This is a genomic window from Neoluteolibacter marinus (genome assembly GCF_014904755.1).
GTDB classification, from domain to species: Bacteria; Verrucomicrobiota; Verrucomicrobiia; order Verrucomicrobiales; family Akkermansiaceae; genus Haloferula; species Haloferula marina.
In genome coordinates, this window is record NZ_JACZFQ010000052.1 from 48,517 (window position 1) to 69,930 (window position 21,414).

Sequence of the window (21,414 nt, forward strand, 5' to 3'; positions counted from 1 at the left end):
ATCCGCAAGGAACAATCCCATCATGCCTCCCGCTCTCATCGCTGCCCTTCCTTGGATCATCTGTGCATTTGCCGGCGTCTTTTTCGGCTGGCTGGTCACCCTGCTCGCCCTGTCCGGCCGCCGCGCCCGGCTCGAGGAGCGGGTGCGGGCGGAAGAGCGCCGGGTCACCGAGTGGGAAGCCCGCCACGCCGCCGCCACCGCCGAGACCTCGGAGCTCGAGGTGAACTGCCAGGCCTTCCGCACCCAGCTGGCCGAACTGAAGACCCGGCTCGAGGAAGAAACCAAAGCGGCGAAGGAGAAGCAGGGTTTGCTGGACCGCGCCGAGCAGCGGCTATCCGACACCTTCAAGGCACTGTCCGCCGACGCCTTGAAGTCATCGGCCGAGCAATTCCTCCAGCTCGCCCAGACGTCGATGAAATCCCACACCGAGGAGGCAAAAGGTGAGCTCGAGAAGCGGCGGACCGCGATCGAGAACCTCGTCAAGCCGGTGGCCGAATCGCTGGGAAAATTCGAGAGCCGGATCGGCGACATCGAGAAGGCCCGCGAGGGTGCCTATGCCGAGCTGAAGTCCCAGGTGAAGGCCCTGGCCGAAGGCCAGCTCGGCCTGCAGCGCGAGACCGGCCAGCTGGTGAAGGCGCTGCGCCAGCCGACCGGCCGCGGCCAGTGGGGGGAAATCCAGCTCCGCCGGGTGGTCGAGCTCGCAGGGATGCAGGAGCATTGCGACTTCGACCTGCAGACGACCACCACCACCGACGAAGGCAAGCGCCTGCGCCCCGACCTGATCGTCCACCTGCCCGGCGGCAAGACGATCGTGGTGGATTCCAAGACCCCGATGGACGCCTACCTCGACGCGCTGGAGGCGACCGAAGACAGCGTCCGCGAGGAGGCGCTGCATCGCCATGCCCGGCAGGTCCGGACCCACATCAGCCAGCTTTCGTCCAAGAACTACGCCGCGCAGTTCGACCACGCGCCGGAGTTCACGGTGCTTTTCCTGCCGAGCGAGTCGTTCTTCTCGGCGGCGCTGCAGAGCGATCCCGGCTTGATCGAGCGCGGGGTCGACCACGGCGTGATCCTCGCCACGCCGACCACGCTGATCGCCTTGCTCCGCGCCGTTTCCTACGGCTGGCGCCAGGAAGCGCTGGCCGAGAACGCGCGCGAGATCTCAAGCCTCGGCCGCACCCTGCACGAGCGGTTGGGAACGCTGGCGGGACACTTCGCCAAGCTCGGCAAGTCCCTCGAAAGCGCGGTCGGCCACTATAACTCGGCGGTCGGGTCCTACGAGACCCGCGTGCTCGCGACCGCCCGCAAGTTCGAGGACCTGCAGGCGGCCGCCGAGAACACCACGCTGCAAGCGGTCGACCAGGTCGAACGCTCGCCGCGTTTGCCCTCGGGGGGAGCGCTTCCCGTGGAAGCGGGCGAGGATTTCTCCTTCGTGCCCGATCCCAAGGAGAAGGCGGTGTCGGCGGCAACCGACCTCAGGTCGGCGCTGGATCCTTGAGCCGCGGCGGCCGGGACGATGGTGGCCGGGAAAAGGCTCACCATTCGAGGCCCTCGTCGGGCACGTGGTCCTTGGTCGACGCCAAGGAGCAGCCAATGTAGAGGCGGCCCACCGTCGGGAAGACATCGACGTGCTCCCGTTCGTAGGTGCCGCCCCCGGGGCAAGTCTTGGAACCTTCGATGGCGGCGAACTGCTCGTCGGTGATGTAGCCCTTGTTGCACATGTGGATGGCGATGTCCTGGGTGCCGTTTTCGGCGTAAGGCATGCCGCCCGGGCTGTAGCCGTACAGGTTTTGGTAGGAACGGACGGAGACCTGCACATTGCGGATGGCAAGGATGCAGCCGGTTCGGTCCGCGCCGGACTTCCAGGCACGGGCTCCGAAGAACAAGACGGTGGTCAACGAAAGGAGAACGGCAATCACCACTGTCAGTTCCAACAGGGTGAAGCCTCTCCGTGACGCGGACCGCAGGGGGGATGCGGTATTCATGGTTTGGGGGGAGGGGCGCAATATAGCAGCTGGTGATTCCTCTGTTATTACGTGATCACGTCAGGATCGGTTACGGGGGAACCTGCGCCGCCGGGGAGGTTTTTGATGTCGCGAATCGCACGGTGGGATCGTGCATCTATCCAATGGCGGGCTTCGGAAAGTCGCGGGAGTTTGGGCGCGATGAAAACCAAACAAGGAATCCAACGGATCGGCCTGATGATACTTTCGCTGACGCTCACGGTCGCTGTGTCAGACGCCAAACCCGACAAGGGGAAGGGGAACGGAAAGCACGCAAACAAAGCGGAGACGAGGCACGGGAAGCCGGACAAGGGAAAGGCGTCCGGCAAAGTCGACAAGCGCGGCGGCAAGCCGTCGGTCAAGCTCAACCGCGATGGCGGGAGGCAGGCGATCGCGCGCTTCCGTCCGACGGATCGCGAGGTCGTGCTCGGCTACTTCTCCGGCTATCGCGACCGCGAGCACGGGCTGCCGCCGGGTCTCGCGAAGAACCTGCGCCGGGGCAAGGCCCTGCCTTCGGGATGGAGGAACAAGCTTGAGGCCGGTTACGTGATCGATGACGGATGGTGGCCGTCGTTCTCGCCCGTTTCGTACGAGTTGTTCCCCGGGATCCCGGTGCGTGAGGATGTGGGGCTCTACTGGTACGGGGACCGGATCGTGCGCGTCTATGAGCCGAGGCGGGAAGTCATCGAAGTGATCGTGGTGCCGACCATCCACATCGACTTCTAAGCCCGGGGCGGAGAGCTACCGGGCCTGGCTGGCGTCGCTCGCGGGGATCACCTTGCGGGCCGCCAGCCAGTCCAGCGCGGCAGCTTGCCAGGCATCCCACATCGGGCCCTTGTAGCCGTTCAAGCCATGTCCGCCGGATGGCAGTTCGAGGTATTCGGCCGGAACCTTGTGGGCGAGGAGCGCCTCGTGGAGCAGCTTGCAGTGCCGGCAGGGAACGACCTGGTCGTCCTCGGCATGGGTCAGGAAGACCGGCGGGGTTTTGGCGGTAACCTGCTTCTCCGCCGAGTAAAGGGTCACGAGTTCCGGGGCGGGATTTTCCCCGAGCAGGTTGTTCCTCGAGCCGCCGTGGGTCCCTTCGCCCATGGTGATCACCGGATAGACCAGCACCGCGAAATCCGGCCGGCATCCGGTCCGGTCCACCGGATCTTCCGCGTCCGGGTCCCCGTCGTCAAAACGGGTCGCTGCGGTTGCCGCCAGATGACCTCCGGCGGAGAAGCCGATGATGCCGATCCGGCCGGGGTCGCAGCCCCACTCGCGCGCCTTCGATCGAGCCAGGCGGATCGCCCGCTGCGCGTCCCGCAGCGGTACGTCCGGTCGACCGTGGGGGAGCCGGTACTCCAACACGAAGCCGGTGATGTGGTGCTTGTTGAGCCACGATGCGATGCCGCTGCCTTCGCCGCCGGTGACGAGCCCGCCGTAGCCGCCGCCCGGACAGATCACCATGGCGGCACCATTCGGTGCTTCGGGGCGGTAGAGGGTCATGAACACCTCGACGTTCTCGGAATTGCCCGAGGCCAGCGGGGCCGGTCCCTGCCAAAGCGGGATCTTTTCAGGTGCCGCGGCCGCCGCGACGATGGTGAGCAAGGTGGTCGTGGCAAAGGTGCAGAGGGCTTTCATCATGTTGGTGGAGGCGGATCGACCGGCGTGGGAACGGATCCCCGGACTCTAACCGATTGATCGCGGGCCACAAGACCGCGCCGCGGCCGGACGCCGCCTCATGCTCCCCTCGGGAACCAGGACGTGTTGAGGTAACGGGGCTCCGCCTTCTTGGGCAGGAGGTACGATTTGACCGTGGTTTTCGGTTCCCGTCCCGAGCCGTAGTAGGGGTTGATGTAGTCGACCGTCAGGATCGGTCGTCCGCGTCGGGTTTCATCGATGAACACGGTGACCCTCTGTCCGGGAAACAGCCAGGTGACGACCAGCTTTTCCCGTCGGTGCTTGATCCGGACAAATCGCACGAAGGGTTGATCATTGTAGAGTGTGATCTCGCCGGCGTCTGCAAATCCACCAAAGGTGACGGCGATCAAGAAGCATCGGAGCGCTTTCATGGTCTCATGGCAGGAAGCGATCTCAACACGGCCCGGCAGGCTCTGGAAGGATCATTCCGATCAGTTAGGGGCCTGCTTCCGGTCGACCGCGACATCCCCGGCTTGTCGAACGGGCTTCAAAATAGTGGAATATCCTCATCTTGGAATCATCCGGGAACGCGCCGATCCGGTCCAGGCACCACGACGATGAAAGGAGCACGATTTCCGATCGACATTCTCGCCACCCGGGAAGCCGCCTGTGTGGCCGTCGCCGACGACGCCGAGCCGCATATCCGGGCGGGCGGCGTGCTCGGCCTGGCGACCGGCGGGATGCCATTGCTCCTTTACCGCGAGTGGGTTCGTCGTCACCGCGAGACCGGGCTTTCGTTTCGGAGTGTGACCGGCATCGTCACCGATGAGTTCGAGGGGCTGGGCCGTGGCCACGACGGCAGCCGGGTTGGCTTGGTCAACAAGGCCCTGTTCTCGGAAGTGCGGCTCGGGCGCACTTTGTTTCCGTCGGGTTTGTATCGCAGTGCCGATGAAGAGGTCTCGTCCTTCGAGCGCCAGATCAGGTCCGCCCGGGGAATCGACTGGATGGTGATGGACATCGGCCCCGGTGGGCGCCTCGGTTTCAACGAACCGGGGTCGGCCCGCGACTCGCGGGCGCGCCGGGTCGAGCTGTCGGCGGCCTCCCGCGAAGAGCTGGCGGAGGAGTTCGGCAGTCTCGACCGGGTTCCCGGCCACGCCTTGACCATGGGTGTTGGCACGCTGCTCGAGGCGCGACGCATCGTCCTCGTCGGCTGGGGTTCGGAAAGTGGAGAGCGCGTGAAGCAGGCCTTGCAAGGGCCCGTGACCGAGGCGTTCCCCGCCAGTTTCCTCCAGCTCCACGACAACGTCCGGGTGATCCTGGCGGAGGCGCAGTTCGTGTGGTCCTGAGGGCCTGCCGGCCTGTCCGTCCGGGCCGCGCACTTTCGGTTTCTCATTTCCGGTGCCCGGGGGCGAAGCTGGCGCCGATGAAACACTTTCCGGAGCTGCAATTGACCCCGGCGGGGGCACGGGTGCTGGGCTGCCTGTTGGAAAAAGAGACCCTTACCCCCGACCAGTACCCGCTCACGTTGAACGCCCTGGTCGCGGCCTGCAACCAGGCGACGTCGCGGTTTCCGGTCACGAACCACACGGCCGGCGAGGTGGAGGAGGCCCTGCGCCAGCTTTCCGACGACTATCTGGTGACGCGGGTGCTGGGCGGGCGCGCCGCGAAGTTCGAGCACAACCTTCCCGACGTGTTGTCGCTGACGCCGGCCGAGCGGGCGGTGTTCACCGTGCTGTTGCTGCGCGGCACGCAGACGGCGGGCGAACTCAAGCAGCGGACCGAGCGGCTCCACGCCTTCGGCGATCTCGGCGAGGTCGAGGAGATCCTCACGGGCTTCATTGAATACCCGCACGGACCCTTGGTGGAACGGCTCCCGTCCGGCGGCGGGCGACGGGTCGAGACCTTCCGGCACCTTCTTTGCCCCGTCGACGGGGATGAGGCCGCGGCGGATGCATTCGATGCGGGTGCCGATTGGCGGCAATGGGTCGAGCAACGGTTCGCCGCGCTTGAGGCCGAGGTGGCGGAGCTGAAGGCGAGGCTCGGGGAATGATGCGTCGCGAGCAGGGGTGCCTTTCGTTCATCCCCCGTGGCCGGTCCGGTCCCGTCCTGGGATTTCGGGTCTGGCCATACCGGGCTTCGGGAGGCGGAAGAAACGGATCAGTGCCACGATCAGGAAAACCAGGGCGATGAATGAGACCCCGAGCCCCAGGAGCGTCGCGAGCAGGGACGTGGAAACGTCACGCGCCACGGCCTCCGGATCGGCGATTCCGTCGCGTGAGAGCCCGGTGAAAGCGCTCACCATTCCCATCACGGTTCCGGCGAGACCGAAGAGCGGGGGAACGATGATCCCCGCGACCGAGATCCAGATGGCGCGGAGCCAGAAGCGCCTCTTCTTCAATTCCGCCGGTGCAGGTGCATCGGCCACGGAATCGGGGATCGCGTAGGGGTCGGTCATCGGGAATATCGGGATGGCGGCGGTGCGCGGGGTCTCTCCTGGATACGTCGTCGATGCTTGCGGCTTCCAGGGGTCCTGCCAAGTCGCCGGTCGAAGGCGGGGCCAGTCGGGAGGCAATTCCTTTGCGTGTCGGGAGATCGGTGGTTGGGTCAAGCGCTCCACCTGCCGGCCCGCCGAGGCCTTTTCCCATCCCGAGTTCCCTGCCGCATGCTTGACCTGATCATTGTCGCGATCGCGCTGTCGCTCGGCGGCTACCTGGCGTTCGCCCCGCGGCTCGGCAAGTCCTCGAAGTGGAAGGCCACGGTGACTCCCCTGGCCTCCATCATGGGCAGCGGCTTCCTGGTGTGCGCGCCGTTGCTCGGCGGCACGGTCGGCAACCTCGCGCTCGCCTGCATCGCCGTGCTTCTCGTGATCGCCTACGGGGTCGGTGCCGCGATCCGGTTCAACATCCGCCATTTCGAGCCGATCGAGAACGATGGCCATCATCCCGCGCAGTCGATCGCCTTCCTTTCGCGGATCGTGCTCGCCGGCGCCTATTTCATTTCGGTCAGCTACTACCTGCAGCTGCTTGCGGCCTTCGTCGGGAACGGGCTGGGGATCGATAGCCCGCTCTTCGCGCACGTCCTGTGCACCGTGCTGCTGGCCTTGATCGGCGGGATCGGGATGTGGCGCGGGCTCGCGATGTTGGAACGGCTGGAGAAGTACGCCGTGGCCCTCAACCTCGGGATGATCGCCGCGTTGTTGTGCGCCCTCGTCTATCACAACGCCCGGCTGGCCGTCGGCGGGGAGTGGCACTTGCCGGCGGTCGAGACCGGGATCGACTTCCACGACCTGCGGGTGCTGTTAGGCCTGCTGATCGTCGTGCAGGGCTTCGAGACCTCGCGCTACCTGGGTGAAAAGCATTCCGCCGACGAGCGGATCACCACGATGAGGATCGCCCAGCTGGTCTCCGCGGCGATCTATCTGGTGTTCGTCGCGCTGGTCACCGTCTTGTTCAAGGACGGCCTCGGCGCCAAGGTCACCGACATCATCGGGCTGACCCGCCCGGTGGCCGCGGTGCTCCCGTTCCTGATCGCGATCGCGGCGGTGGGCAGTCAGTTCAGCGCGGCAGTGGCCGACAACGAAGGGGCGGGCGGGCTGGTCGCCGATATCAGCCGCGGCAAGATCTCCTCGCGGGCGGCCTACGCCCTGATCCTCGCCGTCACCGTCGCCATCACCTGGCTCAGCAATGTCAATGCGATCATCGCCTACGCCTCGCGGGCCTTCGCGTTGTTCTATGCCCTGCAGTGCGGCGTGGCGCTGCTGGTGGCTTGGCACAAGCCGGGACTCGCCGCGAGGAAGCGGCATCTCGCGTTCTTTGCGGTGCTGGCCGTCGTGTGCCTGGTCGTGTTTTCGCTGGGCCTGCCGGCTGAATCCTGACGGCGGTTCAATCCCTTTCCGGCTCGCCCATTTTCGCGCCGATTTGTTGGAGCGTCTCGATCCGTTCCAAGCCGGCGCGCGTCATCCGGACCAGCATCATCGTGCCCAGGCAGGCCGCGGCGAAACCCATCGCCTTGATGATTCGCGCGGACTCGAGAAGGTTCGAGACGCCCGTGTCGGGGGGATAGGTCCCCAGACCGACCATCATCCGGATCAAGGGCCTGGCCAGCTCCGCGGCGATCCCCGACAGGGCGATGAAACCGCCCAGGATCAGGAATAGGGCCGCCGCTCCGCCGGGACGCCGCCGGGCGGCGATTCCGGCGACCAGGAACCCGATGGCGACGAGCGTTTCGATGACGAATCGAAGGGCGAGCAGGATGGTCATCTCCTCAGAAAACCCGCAGGGGGTCCGTTTTCCAGTCAAATGGCGACCGGCAACTTCCTGTGAGCCTGCGGCGTGCAAGGTCTGGATCCACGGGAATTCGCTTTACCCCACGCGATCGCGGCATGGCGAAATGTCCGATTTTGCCCCACCTTGCGCCCGTCAAGATTCGCATCCAGTTCCCCCTTCTCTACCCGTCCACCCAGCCATGATCATCGAAAACGCCGCATTGCTGTCCCGGAACGCCCTCGCCACCGGAGCTTCCCCCCGTCGCCGCGACTCGGGCGACGCCTCGCCGGCCCCGCGCCGCGCGTTCAACCCGGAGGTGGCGAAGCCGTTCGTGGGCTACCGGATCCCGGACCAAGTTCCGGCCGCACCCTCGCGGGAGCCGGTTCGGCAACTCGAGTTGCGCGCGATTTTCGGCGTGGATCGCGAGCTGAGCGAACGGGAACTGATCGAGCGTTCGCGGTTGCTTCCGCGGGTGGTCAACGTCGCCCGCGTGCCGGACGATTCGGTTGCCGTCGTCGACCAGGCCCGCCATATCCTCGGTGGCCTCGGCTTCGGTGAAAGCGTGCTGCAGATGGTTTGCAGCGATGAGCCGCTGGTGTTCATCCGCGAGGGCAAGGTCCGGCTGGCGGTCCAGACCGACGGTGGCTTCGCCCCGGGGGTCCGGGAGAAGCTGATCATCGTGGCACGCGAGTTGGACAGCATGTAAGGCGCCGTCACTTCTCGATCCGCCAGTCCTTGGGAGCTTTGAAGCCGGCGCGGCCTTCGTCGTAGCTGCCGACCCCCGGCTTTTGCCAGGTGCCGAATTCCCGCAACCGCTTGGCCAGGCGGGCCACGATCTTGGGATGGCTCGCGGCCACGTCGGTGGTCTCATCGGCATCGTCGGCCAGGTGATACAGCTCCATCGCCGGTTTGCGGCGGGGATTCTCGGCAAAGAAATTGCCGTGGGCCACCAGCTTCCACTCGCCGGAGTGAACCGAGGCATGGGCGCGGTCGCTCTGGTGCATGTAGCTGAACCAAGGCCGCTCCGGCAGGGAGGCCTTTCCACGCAGCGCGGGCAGGAAATCGATGCCATCCAGGTCCGCGGGAGGCGTCGCGCCAGCGGCGGCCAGCACCGTGGGCAGCACGTCGATGTAACCGATCCGCCCGCCGAAATGCCCGCCGCCATCGATTCCGCCGGCGGGCCAGCGGATGGCCGCACAGACCCGCGTGCCGCCTTCATAGACGGTCAGCTTTTCGCCCCGGTAGGGACCATTGCTGCTGCCGGCCTTCGACACGCCGCCATTGTCACTGAAAAACAGAACCAGGGTGTTGGCCGCGTCCGGCCGGGCCTCGACGGCCGCGAGGATCTTGCCGATCGCCTGGTCCATCGAGTCAACCATCGCGGCGTAGGTCCGCCGGATTCCGGTCAGGTTCCCGTACTTCTTCAAGTCCTCCGGCTTGGCCTGGAACGGCGAGTGGGGGGCATTGAAGGGCACATAGAGCAACCACGGCATGCCCTCCGGGGCCTCGCGGATGAACGCCGCGGCGGCACTGCCTAACAGATCAGTGGTGTAGCCTTCTTGCCGCGAGGGTTCCTGGTCGTGGTGCCAGTCGAGTTCGCCCTCGCGCTGGTGGGTGAAGTAGTCGATGGCGCCGTTGTAGTGGCCGATGAAGCGGGTGAACCCGCGGGCGGGCGGGAGCTGGTCGAGGCGCGAGTGTCCGAGGTGCCATTTTCCGAAAATCCCGCGCTGCCCGTAGCCGGCGCTCGCCAGCAGTTCCGGAAGGGTGTGCTCCGATGCCGGCAAGCCGTACTCCGACCACGGCGGGACGACGGCGCGCATCATCCCGAAGCGCAGCGGCCAGCGGCCGGTCATCAGGCCGGCGCGGGTCGGCGAGCACATCGGGCAGGCGCGGAAATCATCCAGCACCTTCCCGCTCGCGGCGAGGCGGTCGAGTTGGGGTGTGGCGATGGTCTTCCCGCCATTGAAGCCGACGTCGCCGTAGCCGAGGTCATCGGCGAGGAGGATCAGGACATTCGGGGGAGCACCCGTGGCCTGTCCCGGTGCTGTCGCGGCAGGGGCCGATGCCATCCCGAGCAGGCCGAGGACCAGCAGTCGCCGCGACCGGGAACCGGACTTCCCTCCGTTGCCGTTGGTCCTGATGGCAGCGGGCCGGGCGAAAAATCGACGGGCGAGGGCGGCGGAAGTGCGGAACATGGCAAGGGGAACCGGGACTCCGCCCGTCGGTTGTCCGGAATTCCGCGTTCCGGTGTCATCGCCCCCGGTCGCTTTCGATCCGGCCCCGACCGGTCAGGTGTCCTCGTCTCCGGCGGACGCCGAAGGCTTGGCAAACTGGAGTTTCCGCGGGCCGGGTGCGGCGGCACCTGCCGGCGGCAACGTGAGCTTCGGCAGCTTCTTCGCCGCCGGGGAGGCGGGAGCCGCGTCCAGGCTCGGCGGGGGTGGCGACGGATTGGCCGGTGCGGCATCCGGACGCGGCACCGCGGGCGCCGGCTGTTTCGCGGCGACGGGTGTCTCCGCCGCCTGCTTGGGTTTCGGCACGGCCGGCTCGGCGGGAGCACCGAGCTCCTCGTCGAACAGGCGGTCCTTTTCCGCCACCCGGTCGACCGGAATCGTCACGGCAGGCGGAGGGCTCGGCTGGGCGCCCTTTTCCGCAGCCTGCTGATAGAGATCGTTGTTGAGCTCCTCGCCGGGGACCGGCTTGAGGTTCGGGACCTTCACCGGGGACGTGTGATGGCTGACCGCGCTGGTCAGTTTCAAGGCTTCCTCCGGATCCCGCTTCATCCACGGCAGCTCGCCGAGCTTCGGCTTCCGCGCCTTGAAGTCGCCCCACAGGGTTTCCTCGTCGTCGGTCCAGAGGATGAAATGCTCGAGGTCGGGATTGCCCAGCGAAGGATCGGCTTCCAGCGCGGCCCCGTAGAAGCGGGCAGCCTGGAGCACCATGCCGTGGTGGAGCAGGGCGTTGGCGAGCCCGAGGTTCTGCACGGCCTTGCCCTGGTTCAATTCGAGGATGGCGGTGAGCAGGCGGATCGACTTCCTCGGCGCGGCCTTGGCGAGCACCCGCGCCGCGAAGGCCAGCTCGAGGTCGATCCCGGGAATCTCGTCGGCCGCCCAAACCAGGTCGGCGGCTTCCTGGAACGAGCCCCGGTCGTAGAGGAGGTGCGCCAGTTCCTTGCGGACTTCCCAGTCGGCGGGGTCCTCTTTCAAGGCCGCGCGCAGCTTCTTGTCGTCGGTCGATGTCGTGGTGGTACTCATGGCAACGGGTTTTGGGTATCGGGGACCCATCGACCCGCTGTTGCCGGGAAGCAAGGTGGAATCGCATCCCGCCGGCCAGCCGCTCAGCGGTCCTCGCGGTAGTGAAGCACGACCCGCAGCGGCGCGCCGCTGCCGGAGCGGCTCACGATGACCTCGAGGGTGGTTTTCCCCTCCCGGAAGGTCCGGCTCATCCGCTCGACGTCACCGAACGACGTGGAAACCCTGGAACTGGAGGACGACGAACTCATGGCGCTGTCGTAGAACGCGTCGACATCGGCCAGGCTGTCCGAGGCGACGAGGCTGACGATTCCCTCGAACTTCGCCGGCGTGTCGTTCCGGACGAGGCGCGGCGACCCATCCACCCGCGGATAGACCGGGACCCAGGAAGGAATGCCAGCCAGGTCGGTGGTGCCCGCCGGGGTGGTCGTGCCGTCGGCGGCGGTGAGTTCGAACTCAAGCGACGCCAGCTCCTCATAAGATAGGGTCAGTTCCTCGCCGGTGGCCCGGTTGCTGACCGTCATCTCGCCCTTGCTCTCGTTTTCGGACACCTTTTGCAGGCCGGGGTGCACGCTGACGACCGTCACGGCGGCTTGCTGCGCGGGGTCGCGGCCGAGTTCCTCGCGGACCTCCTCGAAGGCCCGTTTCCCGATGCCGAACAAAAAGCTGCCCGCGACGATGGCGACGGCCAGCAGACCGCCGCAGCCGATCCCGGCCCAGGCCAGGGGAGGGAGGCCTTTTTTCCGGACCGGCGGCGTCCCGCCGGGAAAGGGCGGTGGAGTGGGGGAACTCGGTGACGATGGGTTCATGACGACCGCACCTTACCGGTCGCTCCCGCCGGGGTGCAATCCGGACGATGACTGGAATGCGGCCTCCGGTCCGCGTGGGTGCCGCGGGAGGCCGCGCGCCCGCGGGAAGAGCTACTCGGCGACGTCGATGGCGCTGGCATTGATCACCAGAAGGTCCGGCGTGGACCCTTCCGCGACGGTGCCGGAAACGGTGAGGGTCGCGAGCTTGCCGATCCCGCCCACGCCCTCGATGGCTTCCTTGAGGACGCGTCCTTCCGCATCGACCACCTGGATGGTGGCCGTTCCCCGTTTCTTGTCTTCGCGGGTGTCGCAGCAGGTGTCCCACGGGGTATCGCAGTCGTCGTCGGGGTTCTCGTTGCAAGGAGTGAGGAGATCGGGATCGCCGAGGATGAAAGCAGCGCGTCCTTCCACGAAGGGGCTGGCGTTGCCCATCACGCGGCCGCTCACGGTCACGAGGTCTCCCGGCTTGGCGCTTTCGCGCAGGATGTGGATGGGTTTTGCCTCTCCGCCCGGCGCGGCGTCGATCACGGCGGTGATGGCGGCGCTCGGGCCGCTCTCCGGCGCCGCGGCGGCGACCGGAGGGTCGGACTTCCTGCAAGAGCTGAACAATGCGGCGGCGAGCAGGAGGCATGCTGGGATCGGTTTCATCGTGGTGCTTGGTTGTTGGTAGGTTGAGCGGTGGATCAGGACATGCGCAGCGCGGCCGGCAGGGGCGGCTTCAGGCAGCGGATGGCGGGTGGCAAGGCGCCGAGCAGGCCGAGGAGGGCGCCGGTGAGGATCCCGGCGAGCGCGACATCGGGTCCGATCTCGACGGTGAAGGATCCGATGGAAAAGGGAACCGTGCGGCCGTCTAACAGCAATACCGCCGCCGCCGAGGCCAGCAAGGTTCCGGTCAGGCAGGCGAGCGTGCTTTCCTGCACCAGACTCCACAGCAAGGTGCGGCGGCTGAAGCCGATCGATTGCAGCGTGGCCAGCTCGCGCACCCGCGAGGCGAAGGCCGCGTAGAGCGTGTTGATCCCGCCCAGGACCGCGCCGGATGCGATCAAGCCGGCGGTGATCCAGATCATGACCCGCAGCGGTTTGAAGAAGTGACGGAGCTGGCCGTAGTAGTCGCTCTCGCGCATCGCGCTGAGTTCGAGGTCGAGGCGTTGTTTGGCGAACAGGTCGGCTTCCGTGAAATCCGCGGGGTCATCGAGGCGGAGCACGACGCAGGACAGCGACTCGCGCCGCGCGAGGACGTGGAGGTCACCGAGGGGCGCCCAGATCTCCGATTCGAGCACCGTGCCCGGGGCGGCGAAGATGCCCGAGACGGTCAGGGACTGGCCGTCGAGCGTGACCTCGCTGCCAACCCGGAGGGAATCTTCCCCGATGCCGAGCTTGCGCCAGGCGAGCCGGCCGGCCATCACCTGCCCGGCACGGGGAAAGGTGCCACCGGTGATCCGCACTTCCGGATGAACGCGCAGGGCTTCGGGCGTGACGCCGCGGATCAACGCCTGGCTGCGCTGGCCCCCGGGCAGGCCGAGATGGTTCATGTAGTGGATTTCCGGGGAGACGGCCCGGGTGCCCAGTTCCTCCGAAACGCCGGGGATCCCCGCCGCCGCGATTCCGGCGGCCGCTGCGGCGACCTCGCTGCGCTGGACGCTTTCCTCGGATCCGGTGCCGAGGAGGATCACGTTGCGGGGCGATCCGGAGGCCGAAAGCACCCGGTTCATGCCCTGGTTGATCGCCACCGCGGCCATCACCAGAAGCACGACCAGCGCGCTGCCGCCGATGGTTTGCAGCAGTCGTGACTTCGAGCGGAGGAGGTTCCTCGCGGCGTAGTGGAAAGGGAGCATGGATCAGTGGCGCAAGCTGTGGACGATCGGTTGGCGGATTGCCTGGAATGCGGGCCACAGCGAGGCGAGGATGCCGAGGGCGAGCCCGGCGGCGATGCCGGTGGCGATGACCGCGAGGTCGGGTTGCACGGCCAGGGTCTGGCCCTCGTTGCCCATGGTAAAACTCTGCCAGCGCAGGAAGCCGGCCGCGATGCCCACGCCGGCGGCACCCCCGGCAAGGCCGAGCAGGCCACCTTCGCCGACGACCAGGCAGGCGATGGCGCGGCCGGGATAACCGAGCGTGCGGAGCACGGCGTTCTCTTTCACCCTGCCACGAACAACGAGCAGCAGCGCATTGGCGACCAAGGCCGCCACCGCCGCCACCGCACCGACGCCGAGCCAGCGGGTGAAGCCGATGAGTTCGACCAGTTCCGCAGCGGTTTCCGCGAAGAATGCCTTCTCTGGCCGGGTGTCGGTCGGCTCCTGGGCCGACCGGAAGTGTTCGTCGATGGCGGCGGAGACCGTTGCGACATCGCCGGAGGATTCGACCCTGACATTGAACTGCGTCACGACTCCCAGCCCGGCGCGTGAAGCTTGCTGGAGGAACGGCAGCTGCACGTAGGCGACATTGTTGTCCTGGGCATTGGGCGAGCTCAGGACTCCGGAAACGGTGACCGTGACCCCGGCGGCGTCGAAGCGGTCTCCGGTCGACAGCCCGCGTCGCCGCGCGAAGACCTCGCCGAGCAGCGCGCCGTCGTCCCTTCGCTGCCATTCCTCCTCGCTGCCCTCGATGAACCTGATCTCCGGGGCGAAGCGGGTGAACTGGTCCGCCGGCACGCCGCGGAAGGTGATCACATCGAGCGAGGCACCGCAGTTGTTGACCACCACCTGCACCGGGATCACCTCGCGGACCCCGGGGAGGCGCCGGATCTCGTCCGCGTAGTTCTCCGGCAGCCGGCTGGTCGACGGGCAGAAGCGGTTCTCGCGGTAGACCACCAGCAGGGTGTCCGCGGCGCTCGTCTCGGTGGCTCGCGCCAGCGAGCGCTGCAAGGTTTCCACCGAGGTGAAGAGGAACATGCCCGATGCCACGCCGAGCACGGTCAGCAACGAGCGCACGCGGTGGCGCGCCAGCTGAAGCCACGAGAGCCGTAGTAGATTCAGGAATGCCCGCATGCGTCGCCGAGGAGTTGTCCTTTTTCGAGGTGAAGCGTGCGGTCGGCGGCGGCGGCGGCCCTGGCGTCATGGGTGACCATGACGATGGTCTTGCCGTGGTCGCGGGCCAGTCCGCGGAGCAGGTCGAGGATGCGGGCCGCCGAGTCGCGGTCGAGGTCGCCGGTCGGTTCGTCGGCCACCAGCAGCGACGGGTTGGCGACGATGGCGCGGGCAATCGCGACGCGCTGTTCCTGGCCGCCCGACAGCTCCGCCGGCACATGATGGACACGGTCACCGAGGCCGACCAGATCCAGCGCGGTGGCGACCCGGGCGTGCCGCTCCTTTTTCGAAAGCTTCGACAGCAGCAGCGGCAGCTCGACGTTCTCGAAGGCGGTGAGCACCGGCACCAGGTGATAGAGCTGGAAGATGTAGCCGACATGACGGGCCCGCCACGCGGTCAGCTCGCGGCGCGAAAGCCTGGCGATGTCCTCGCCGGCGATCTCGAGCGAGCCGGCGGTCGGCGAGTCGATCCCGGAAAGGAGGTTGAGTAGCGTGGTCTTGCCGGATCCCGACGGGCCCATCAAGGCGAGGAACTCGCCCGCGGGCACGTCGAGGTCGAGCGCTTCCAGCGGTGTCACCACCGTCTTTCCCTTGCGATAGCTCTTCGTGAGCTGGCGGCACCGGATCATCGGGGCATTCATGGTTGGTTCAAGACAGGGTTGACGCGTTGGCCGTCCCGGAGCCCGGCGTGAGATAGGACCACCTGCTCGCCCGGTCGCAGGCCCCCGTCGATGCGGACATGGCCGTCCCGGCTTTCCGCGCCGGGGGTCACGGTCCGGTGTTCGACGCGCTTGGTGTCAGGGTTGAAGACCCACACGCCGTTGCCCTCGAGCGCCCCGCGCGGGATCCAGGTGGCCAGCGGGCCCGAGGTGTTCGCACCGCCGTCGCCAGGGCTGGCTCCGGTGAATTCGACGCGGCAGAGCATCTCGGGACGGAGTTGGTCGCTCGGGTCGTGGATCCGGACCTTCGCCTGCAGCGTGTTGCGCTGGAGGTCGGCCTCGCCGGTGATGCGGGTCACTTCGCCATGAAAAATGGTATCGGGAAGCAGGCTGCAGCGGATCCGTGCACCTTGGCCGATTTGCAGGCCGGCAGCATCGGCCAGCGGAACATCGACCCGTACCTGGAGATGTTCCGGTTCGTAGAGGATGGCGACCGTGGCGCTGTCGGGGTCGTCCATGCCGAGCATCTTCTTTTGCCCGGGCGCGGCCAGCAGCCGCAGGACGCGCCCGGCCGCCGGGGCGACGATGACGGCTCGGGAGTGGTCGAGTTCCGCTGCTTCGACGGCGATCGAAGCGGCCTTCACGGCGCTGGCGAGGACCGCGATGCTGGCGTCGAGGCGTTTCTCCTCGGCCTCGGCCTGGCCGACGGCAGCCCGGGCGGCGGCCTCGCCGGCCATGGCCTTGCGATGAGCACTGCGGATCGTCACCAGCTCGGATTCCGCCACCGAACCGGAAGACAGGCCGTCGATCCGGCGGACCCGGTCGGCGGTTTCGGCGACCAGCGCGGCGGCGGCTTCCGCCTCCGCCTCCGCGGCGATGGTGCCGCGCTTCGCCGATTCGACCGCCTGGTGGTGGGCCCGGAGTTCCGCCTCGCGGGTGTCGAGGGTGGCTCGTGCGGCCTCGACCGCGAGCCGGGTGTCCTCCTGGATCAGGGTGGCGAGTTCCTGGCCTTTCTCCACGGTTTCGCCCTCCAGCACGTGGACCCGGTCGATCACGCCATCGATCAAGGCGGTTGCCTTGATCGGGAGAGGGTCGGGTTCGACCCAACCGCTGGCTTGGAACAGCATCGGGCCGTCGGGCGAGCGAGCGGGCGCCGGGGTGCTTGCCGGGTCCGGGGACTCGCCGGCGCTGGCAAGCACCACGGCCACCGCGACGTCGCGTGCCGGCAGGAGGCGGTCGCGGAACAGCGCGAGGAACAGCAGGCCGAAGCCGCAGGCGATGCCGGCCGGAATCATCCAGGCCGGCAGCCGGAACCGCGTCGCGGGCGTCTCCGGCGGACGTGAGAGGGTATCGAGGGAATTCTTCATGCGGATGGAGATGGGACAAGGGGCATCCGGGAACGGATGCGTAGGTCGCGCCGTCAAGGGACGCGCCGAAGCAAGGGACCGCCTTGCTTCAAAGTCTCCAAATCACCAGCTCCGCCCGCCGTGTCGAGGGGGGAGCCGGACCGCGGATGCGATCGGGCAGGGTCATTTGTACCGGCACCCGCACGGATCCTTCCGGCGGAACCCTAGTGGCCCATGCCAGCTCCATCACGGGAACCGCGGGGACCGGCGGCATCGGAACCGGAGTCTGGGCGTCAGGGCTTTTCTCCAGCGTCACGCAGCAGGGATCTTGCCCGTCGGCAGGCTCCTGGCAGTCGTCGCAGCAATCCATCGCTCCTGCCGTCGAGGTGTCCGGTGCCGCGAGGCAGATGCACCGCGGCCACCCCGCGGTCGTGGCCGACAGCCCGACGCAGAGTAGAAGCAGACATGCCACCACCGTTCGCATTGACGACTAAGTCGGCTCCGAGCCGGGCGTGGTCAAGGCCGGATTGCCGGGAGCGGTGCATCGCCGCCGCGCCGGAGACACTTGGCGTTCCGATGAGGCTGGTGTAGCAGGGCGGGGTGAATCGTTCCTTTCGTCATCTTCTGGTCGCTGCCGCCCTGGTCCTCCCGGCTATCGGGGACGAGACACTCTTTGAGTCGAACTTCACGAAACCCGAGCCGGGGCGCTGGGAGACCTGGGGCGGGGAATGGTCGGTGAAGGACGGCGTGTTCTCGGTCGCGGGTGGACAGGGAGCCAAGGCCGGCATCAAGGAGCTGGTCGCCGGCGACTTCCAGCTCGATGTCGAGGTGCTAGCGGGTGCGGACGGCACCCAGGCGGGGGTGGTCTTCCGCGCGGGCGGGTTGGCCGAGGGGATCGATGCCTTCCGCGGCGAGTACGCCGGCATCACCGCGGGCCGCAACACCGTGACCTGGGGCGCCGTCGATGACGGCTGGCGGCCCATCGCCTCGCGCTCGATGGAGGTGAAAGCGGGCACCTGGTACCACCTGCGGATCCGGGCGGTGGGGGAAAACGTGCGGGTCTACGTCGATGAAGAGGAAATCGGCGCCGGAACCTGGCCGCTCTTCGATGGTGTCGAACCGGCCTTCGCGAAGGGCGGCATCGCCCTCCGCTCGCTCGACGGCCCGGCCTCGTTCCGCAACCTGAAAATCACGACGGCGACCGCCGGTTTGCCGGCGGAAACTTACACGAATCCCGTCCGGGCCGGCGGTGCCGATCCGGTGGTCCTGCATCACGACGGCAAGTACTACGCTTATACCACCTACACCCCGGACCACCCGCGGATGGTCCGCGGGATCCGGCTCTACACCTCGGACAACCTCGTCGACTGGGCCGACCGCGGGTTCGTCCTGAAAAACGAGGACAGCTGGGGCGACTCGCGCTTCTGGGCGCCGGACATCGTCGAAAAAGACGGCACCTTCTACCTCTACTACGCCGCCGACGAGCGGATGTGCGTCGCCACCGCGAAGTCGCCGCTGGGGCCGTTCCGCCAGGAGAAGGAAGCGCCGATGGAACCCGGCAGCATCCGCATCGACGGCCACGTGTTCGAGGACGACGACGGCCAGCGCTACTTCTACTACGTCACCTTCGGCGAAGGGAACGAGATCTGGGGCGGCAAGCTCAACGACGATCTGGTCAGCGTCGATCCCGGCACGCTGAAGCGGATGGTCAAACCGGACCAGCCGTGGGAACGCCACAAGGGCGCGGTCACCGAGGGCACCGAAATGCTCAAGCACAAGGGCGTTTACTACCTGACCTACTCCGGCAGCCATTTCGAGAGCCCGGAATACGCGATGGGTTACGCCACCTCCGACCATCCGCTCGGGCCGTGGAAGAAGCACGAGTTCAACCCGGTGATGAAATCGACGGCCTACGCCCACGGCACCGCGCACCACTGCTTCACCGAGTCGCCCGACGGCAAGGAGATCATCGTCGTCTATCACCGTCACCACACCCTCGAGGAAACCGAGCCGCGCGCGCTGTCCATCGATCGCGTCCGCTTCGTCCCCGATCCCGCCGGCGGTCCCGACATTCTCCAGGTCCACGGCCCCACCTCGTCACCCCAGCCGCTGCCGTCCGGGGCGAGGAAATAGCGGTGCCGGCAAACCCCACGGATCATGAGTGCCATCGGTTCCTTCCACTTGTTCGACGACGCGAAGCGGGACGACATCGTCCGTGCGGCAGAGGCCCAGTCAAAGGCCCTCCGAAAGAAGCGGTTTGGATTCCTCCCGCCGAAACTCCCGCTGAACCCCGATCCGTTCTGGGACTTCATGCGGAGGCATGTGGACGAGCTTGAGGACTACCCATTCTCGGGATTCCTGCTTCTGGATCTCGAGCTGCTGGCACCGGGCGTCCTGGGGTCGAAGGATCCGGTGGGCGGGAAGCTCTCGGCGATCACCGGATCCACGTTCATTTCGTTCCGTCCTGCGGAAAGTGCCGCGGCCACGGCGATCCTCGATGCGGCGGATCTTTCCCCTGATGCGATCCGCGGGTATCTGGTGGAAGAGCAGCGTGAGGAGGAGTATCCCGCGATCGTGTCGCCGATCCAGGTCTCGGCGCAGCACCTCGGCAAGTGGCTGGCATCCGTGACGCCTGGCAAAACCGGTCTTCTGAGCATCGGTTAGCGCGCCGCCGGAATGCCATTCTTGCCAAGCGCCGCGGGGCCGGAGACGCTGGCGTTCCCGTGGTTTCCGATCCTGCCGGTTTCAAGCTGAAGGTGCGCTTCCTCGTCCGCTTGGGACGGGCCCTCCATCAGTGCGGTGCCTCGAGCCAGCGCGTCGAGCGGCACCTCGGCAATACCGCCCGGATGCTCGGGCTCCGCGGCACCTTCCTGCTCAGCCCGACCACCTTCACCTGCGCGTTCTGGGTGGATGACGAGCTCGATCAGTTCGTCCACATCGAGCGGCTCGAGCCCGCCGACTACAATCTCGGCCGGCTGTGGGAGATCGACCGCCTGGTCGAGTCGATGGACCAGGGCGTGTTCGGGTTCGAGGAAGGCGTGGCGCGGCTCGATGCGATTTCCACCGCGCCGCCCCATTATTCCGTGCCGGCCAATGCCTTGGCCTGGACCCTCACCGGCGCGGCCTTCGCGGCGATCATCTCGACCAATCCGCTCAACGTCCTCGCCGCGGCGCTGATCTCGCTGCTGATCTATTTCATGAACCGCGCCAGCACCGGAAGGCCGGCGTGGAAGCCGGTGTTCCCGATCGCCGCGGCATTCGTGGCCGGATTGCTCGCCGCGGTCTTCCGGGCCTGCGGTGCGGACCTCCAGATCCCGCTGGTGGCGTTGGCCTCGATCATCGCTTTCGTGCCGGGCCTCGCGCTGGCCATCTCGCTGACGGAAATCTCCACCGGTCACTTGATTTCCGGCACCTCGCGGCTGGTCGATGCCTTCATGACGCTGCTCAAGCTGCTCTTCGGCGTTTTCAGCGGCGTGGCGGTCGCCGGTTTCCTGCGGATCCCCGCGCCGGGAGGGATGACGTCGTGGAACGCGCTGCCGGACTGGGCGCTGTGGCCCGCGCTCGGGGCGCTGTCGCTGGGCCTCGGGATCATCTTCGACCTGCCGTGGCGGAAAATGGTCTGGGGCCTCTTTGCCTCCGCCATCGCCTTCGGTGCCGCCCGTTTCGGGGAGATTCACTTCGGCATCTACGCGGGCATGTTCCTCGGCGCGCTCGCGGTCGGGCTGTACGGGAACCTCTTCGCCCGGATCACCCGCGGGCCCGGATCGATCCTCATGATCCACGGGATCCTGCTGTTGGTGCCCGGCAGCAAGACCTACTCGATCCTCAACCACTGGGTGTCCGGGGTCGACGTCCTGCCCTATCAAAGCGGCAGCCAGGCGCTGTTGGCGTTCATCGCCCTGATTGCCGGCCTGCTGTTCTCGAATGCGCTGCTACCGCCACGGAAGAGCCTGTGAAGGGTGGCGCGCCCGAACGAAGGTGCCGGCCGGGCGCGCCTGGGGGGGAACCTGAAACCGGGAGGTCCGCCATGAGCCGTGACAACTTAGCGGTCCGACGTGGACCGGATATCCCCTGAACAGGGGATTTTGCCACCGGCGGCGCGACCCGCGGCTCTTGCAAACCGATTGGGCCTTGGCCGGCGCGCCGCGGGCGGTTAGGCCGGGGGCGATGCCGCGCCTTTCCCCCTTCCGCTTCCCTCCCTTGACCCAACTCGCGGTGGCATTCGCCTTCGGTCTCGGGGTGGTGGCGCTGGTGACGGTGCTGGCCGTCCGGCCGGCGTGGCTGGGACTCCGCTTCTCCTGGAACGGGCAAGCGGCCGAGGTCGTGCGCTCGGCCGGGCCGGGCGCGGCGGTGCCGGCCGGGACGGTGGTGACCGCGCTCGAAAGCGCGGGCGGCAGCCTGGAGCTGGGCGTCGCCGACTTGGTCACCGAGCCCG

At 67.2% G+C, this 21,414-nt stretch carries 23 protein-coding genes; 10 read left to right on the forward strand and 13 right to left on the reverse strand.

Translation table 11 applies throughout. From position 1 onward, the window contains the following. Positions 1-22 precede the first annotated feature (22 nt). A complete protein-coding gene (locus tag IG178_RS11875) occupies positions 23-1,498 on the forward strand; it encodes a DNA recombination protein RmuC (protein ID WP_193212767.1) in 1,476 nt (491 codons plus the stop codon). A gap of 37 nt (positions 1,499-1,535) precedes the next feature. Here IG178_RS11875 and IG178_RS11880 read toward each other — a convergent pair whose 3' ends face one another. Beyond that, positions 1,536-1,985 (reverse strand): type II secretion system protein, encoded by a 450-nt coding sequence (locus IG178_RS11880; protein WP_193212768.1) that lies wholly within the window; start codon positions 1,983-1,985, stop codon positions 1,536-1,538. A gap of 180 nt (positions 1,986-2,165) precedes the next feature. Here IG178_RS11880 and IG178_RS11885 point away from each other — a divergent pair, with 180 nt between their 5' ends. Continuing rightward, positions 2,166-2,729, forward strand: coding sequence for a hypothetical protein (locus IG178_RS11885; protein ID WP_193212769.1), 564 nt, complete (start codon positions 2,166-2,168; stop codon positions 2,727-2,729). A 15-nt stretch (positions 2,730-2,744) separates the two neighbouring features. Here the strand turns inward: IG178_RS11885 and IG178_RS11890 are convergent, their stop codons facing one another. Next, positions 2,745-3,626, reverse strand: coding sequence for an alpha/beta hydrolase (locus IG178_RS11890; protein ID WP_226895347.1), 882 nt, complete (start codon positions 3,624-3,626; stop codon positions 2,745-2,747). Positions 3,627-3,724: 98 nt separating this feature from the next. Further along, positions 3,725-4,057 carry a hypothetical protein gene (locus tag IG178_RS11895; RefSeq protein ID WP_193212771.1) on the reverse strand — a complete coding sequence of 111 codons (333 nt, stop codon included), beginning with the start codon at positions 4,055-4,057 and terminating at the stop codon, positions 3,725-3,727. Positions 4,058-4,243: 186 nt separating this feature from the next. Here IG178_RS11895 and IG178_RS11900 point away from each other — a divergent pair, with 186 nt between their 5' ends. Together IG178_RS11900 and IG178_RS11905 are read left to right on the forward strand one after the other, a co-directional pair. Then, the gene (locus IG178_RS11900) at positions 4,244-4,972 is read left to right on the forward strand and encodes a glucosamine-6-phosphate deaminase (protein ID WP_193212772.1); all 729 of its coding nucleotides are present in this window, start codon (positions 4,244-4,246) and stop codon (positions 4,970-4,972) included. 77 nt (positions 4,973-5,049) lie between these two features. Next, positions 5,050-5,676 carry a YceH family protein gene (locus IG178_RS11905; RefSeq protein ID WP_193212773.1) on the forward strand — a complete coding sequence of 209 codons (627 nt, stop codon included), beginning with the start codon at positions 5,050-5,052 and terminating at the stop codon, positions 5,674-5,676. A 27-nt stretch (positions 5,677-5,703) separates the two neighbouring features. Here the strand turns inward: IG178_RS11905 and IG178_RS11910 are convergent, their stop codons facing one another. Continuing rightward, entirely contained in the window at positions 5,704-6,081 is a 378-nt protein-coding gene (locus tag IG178_RS11910) for a MotA/TolQ/ExbB proton channel family protein (RefSeq protein ID WP_193212774.1), read from the reverse strand. 207 nt (positions 6,082-6,288) lie between these two features. Between IG178_RS11910 and IG178_RS11915 the strand changes: the two genes are divergently transcribed. Then, positions 6,289-7,500, forward strand: coding sequence for an Aq_097 family APC-type transporter (locus IG178_RS11915; protein ID WP_193212775.1), 1,212 nt, complete (start codon positions 6,289-6,291; stop codon positions 7,498-7,500). Between the two features lie 7 nt (positions 7,501-7,507). Here IG178_RS11915 and IG178_RS11920 read toward each other — a convergent pair whose 3' ends face one another. Continuing rightward, positions 7,508-7,885, reverse strand: coding sequence for a hypothetical protein (locus tag IG178_RS11920; protein WP_193212776.1), 378 nt, complete (start codon positions 7,883-7,885; stop codon positions 7,508-7,510). Between the two features lie 205 nt (positions 7,886-8,090). Between IG178_RS11920 and IG178_RS11925 the strand changes: the two genes are divergently transcribed. Further along, positions 8,091-8,597, forward strand: coding sequence for a hypothetical protein (locus IG178_RS11925; RefSeq protein ID WP_193212777.1), 507 nt, complete (start codon positions 8,091-8,093; stop codon positions 8,595-8,597). Between the two features lie 7 nt (positions 8,598-8,604). On the opposite strand, the gene IG178_RS11930 is transcribed toward IG178_RS11925, so the two are convergent. The 8 genes from IG178_RS11930 to IG178_RS11965 all read right to left on the reverse strand — a co-directional run bounded on the left by IG178_RS11930 (position 8,605) and on the right by IG178_RS11965 (position 17,000). After that, a complete protein-coding gene (locus IG178_RS11930) occupies positions 8,605-10,086 on the reverse strand; it encodes a sulfatase-like hydrolase/transferase (protein WP_193212778.1) in 1,482 nt (493 codons plus the stop codon). A 93-nt stretch (positions 10,087-10,179) separates the two neighbouring features. Next, positions 10,180-11,142 carry a tetratricopeptide repeat protein gene (locus tag IG178_RS11935; RefSeq protein ID WP_193212779.1) on the reverse strand — a complete coding sequence of 321 codons (963 nt, stop codon included), beginning with the start codon at positions 11,140-11,142 and terminating at the stop codon, positions 10,180-10,182. A gap of 83 nt (positions 11,143-11,225) precedes the next feature. Then, entirely contained in the window at positions 11,226-11,948 is a 723-nt protein-coding gene (locus IG178_RS11940; RefSeq protein WP_193212780.1) for a hypothetical protein, read from the reverse strand. Between the two features lie 111 nt (positions 11,949-12,059). After that, positions 12,060-12,596, reverse strand: a complete 537-nt coding sequence (locus tag IG178_RS11945; protein ID WP_193212781.1) for a hypothetical protein — start codon at positions 12,594-12,596, stop codon at positions 12,060-12,062. Between the two features lie 35 nt (positions 12,597-12,631). Next, positions 12,632-13,783, reverse strand: a complete 1,152-nt coding sequence (locus IG178_RS11950) for an ABC transporter permease (RefSeq protein ID WP_193212782.1) — start codon at positions 13,781-13,783, stop codon at positions 12,632-12,634. 3 nt (positions 13,784-13,786) lie between these two features. Continuing rightward, positions 13,787-14,935: an ABC transporter permease gene (locus IG178_RS11955; protein ID WP_193212783.1), complete on the reverse strand. Its 1,149-nt coding sequence runs from the start codon at positions 14,933-14,935 to the stop codon at positions 13,787-13,789. Beyond that, positions 14,920-15,603, reverse strand: coding sequence for an ABC transporter ATP-binding protein (locus IG178_RS11960; RefSeq protein ID WP_226895348.1), 684 nt, complete (start codon positions 15,601-15,603; stop codon positions 14,920-14,922). The genes IG178_RS11955 and IG178_RS11960 overlap by 16 nt, the downstream gene beginning before the upstream one ends. 8 nt (positions 15,604-15,611) lie before the next feature. Further along, a complete protein-coding gene (locus tag IG178_RS11965) occupies positions 15,612-17,000 on the reverse strand; it encodes an RND family efflux transporter (protein ID WP_193212785.1) in 1,389 nt (462 codons plus the stop codon). A 579-nt stretch (positions 17,001-17,579) separates the two neighbouring features. Here IG178_RS11965 and IG178_RS11970 point away from each other — a divergent pair. The 4 genes from IG178_RS11970 to IG178_RS11985 all read left to right on the forward strand — a co-directional run. Next, on the forward strand, positions 17,580-19,112 hold the full coding sequence (locus IG178_RS11970) for a family 43 glycosylhydrolase (protein ID WP_193212786.1): 1,533 nt from the start codon (positions 17,580-17,582) through the stop codon (positions 19,110-19,112). A gap of 24 nt (positions 19,113-19,136) precedes the next feature. Continuing rightward, a complete protein-coding gene (locus IG178_RS11975; RefSeq protein ID WP_193212787.1) occupies positions 19,137-19,643 on the forward strand; it encodes a hypothetical protein in 507 nt (168 codons plus the stop codon). 59 nt (positions 19,644-19,702) lie between these two features. After that, positions 19,703-20,935 (forward strand): threonine/serine exporter family protein, encoded by a 1,233-nt coding sequence (locus tag IG178_RS11980; protein ID WP_193212788.1) that lies wholly within the window; start codon positions 19,703-19,705, stop codon positions 20,933-20,935. 244 nt (positions 20,936-21,179) lie between these two features. Continuing rightward, positions 21,180-21,414 (forward strand): hypothetical protein (locus tag IG178_RS11985; RefSeq protein WP_226895349.1); only part of this gene is annotated, 235 nt, incomplete at its 3' end.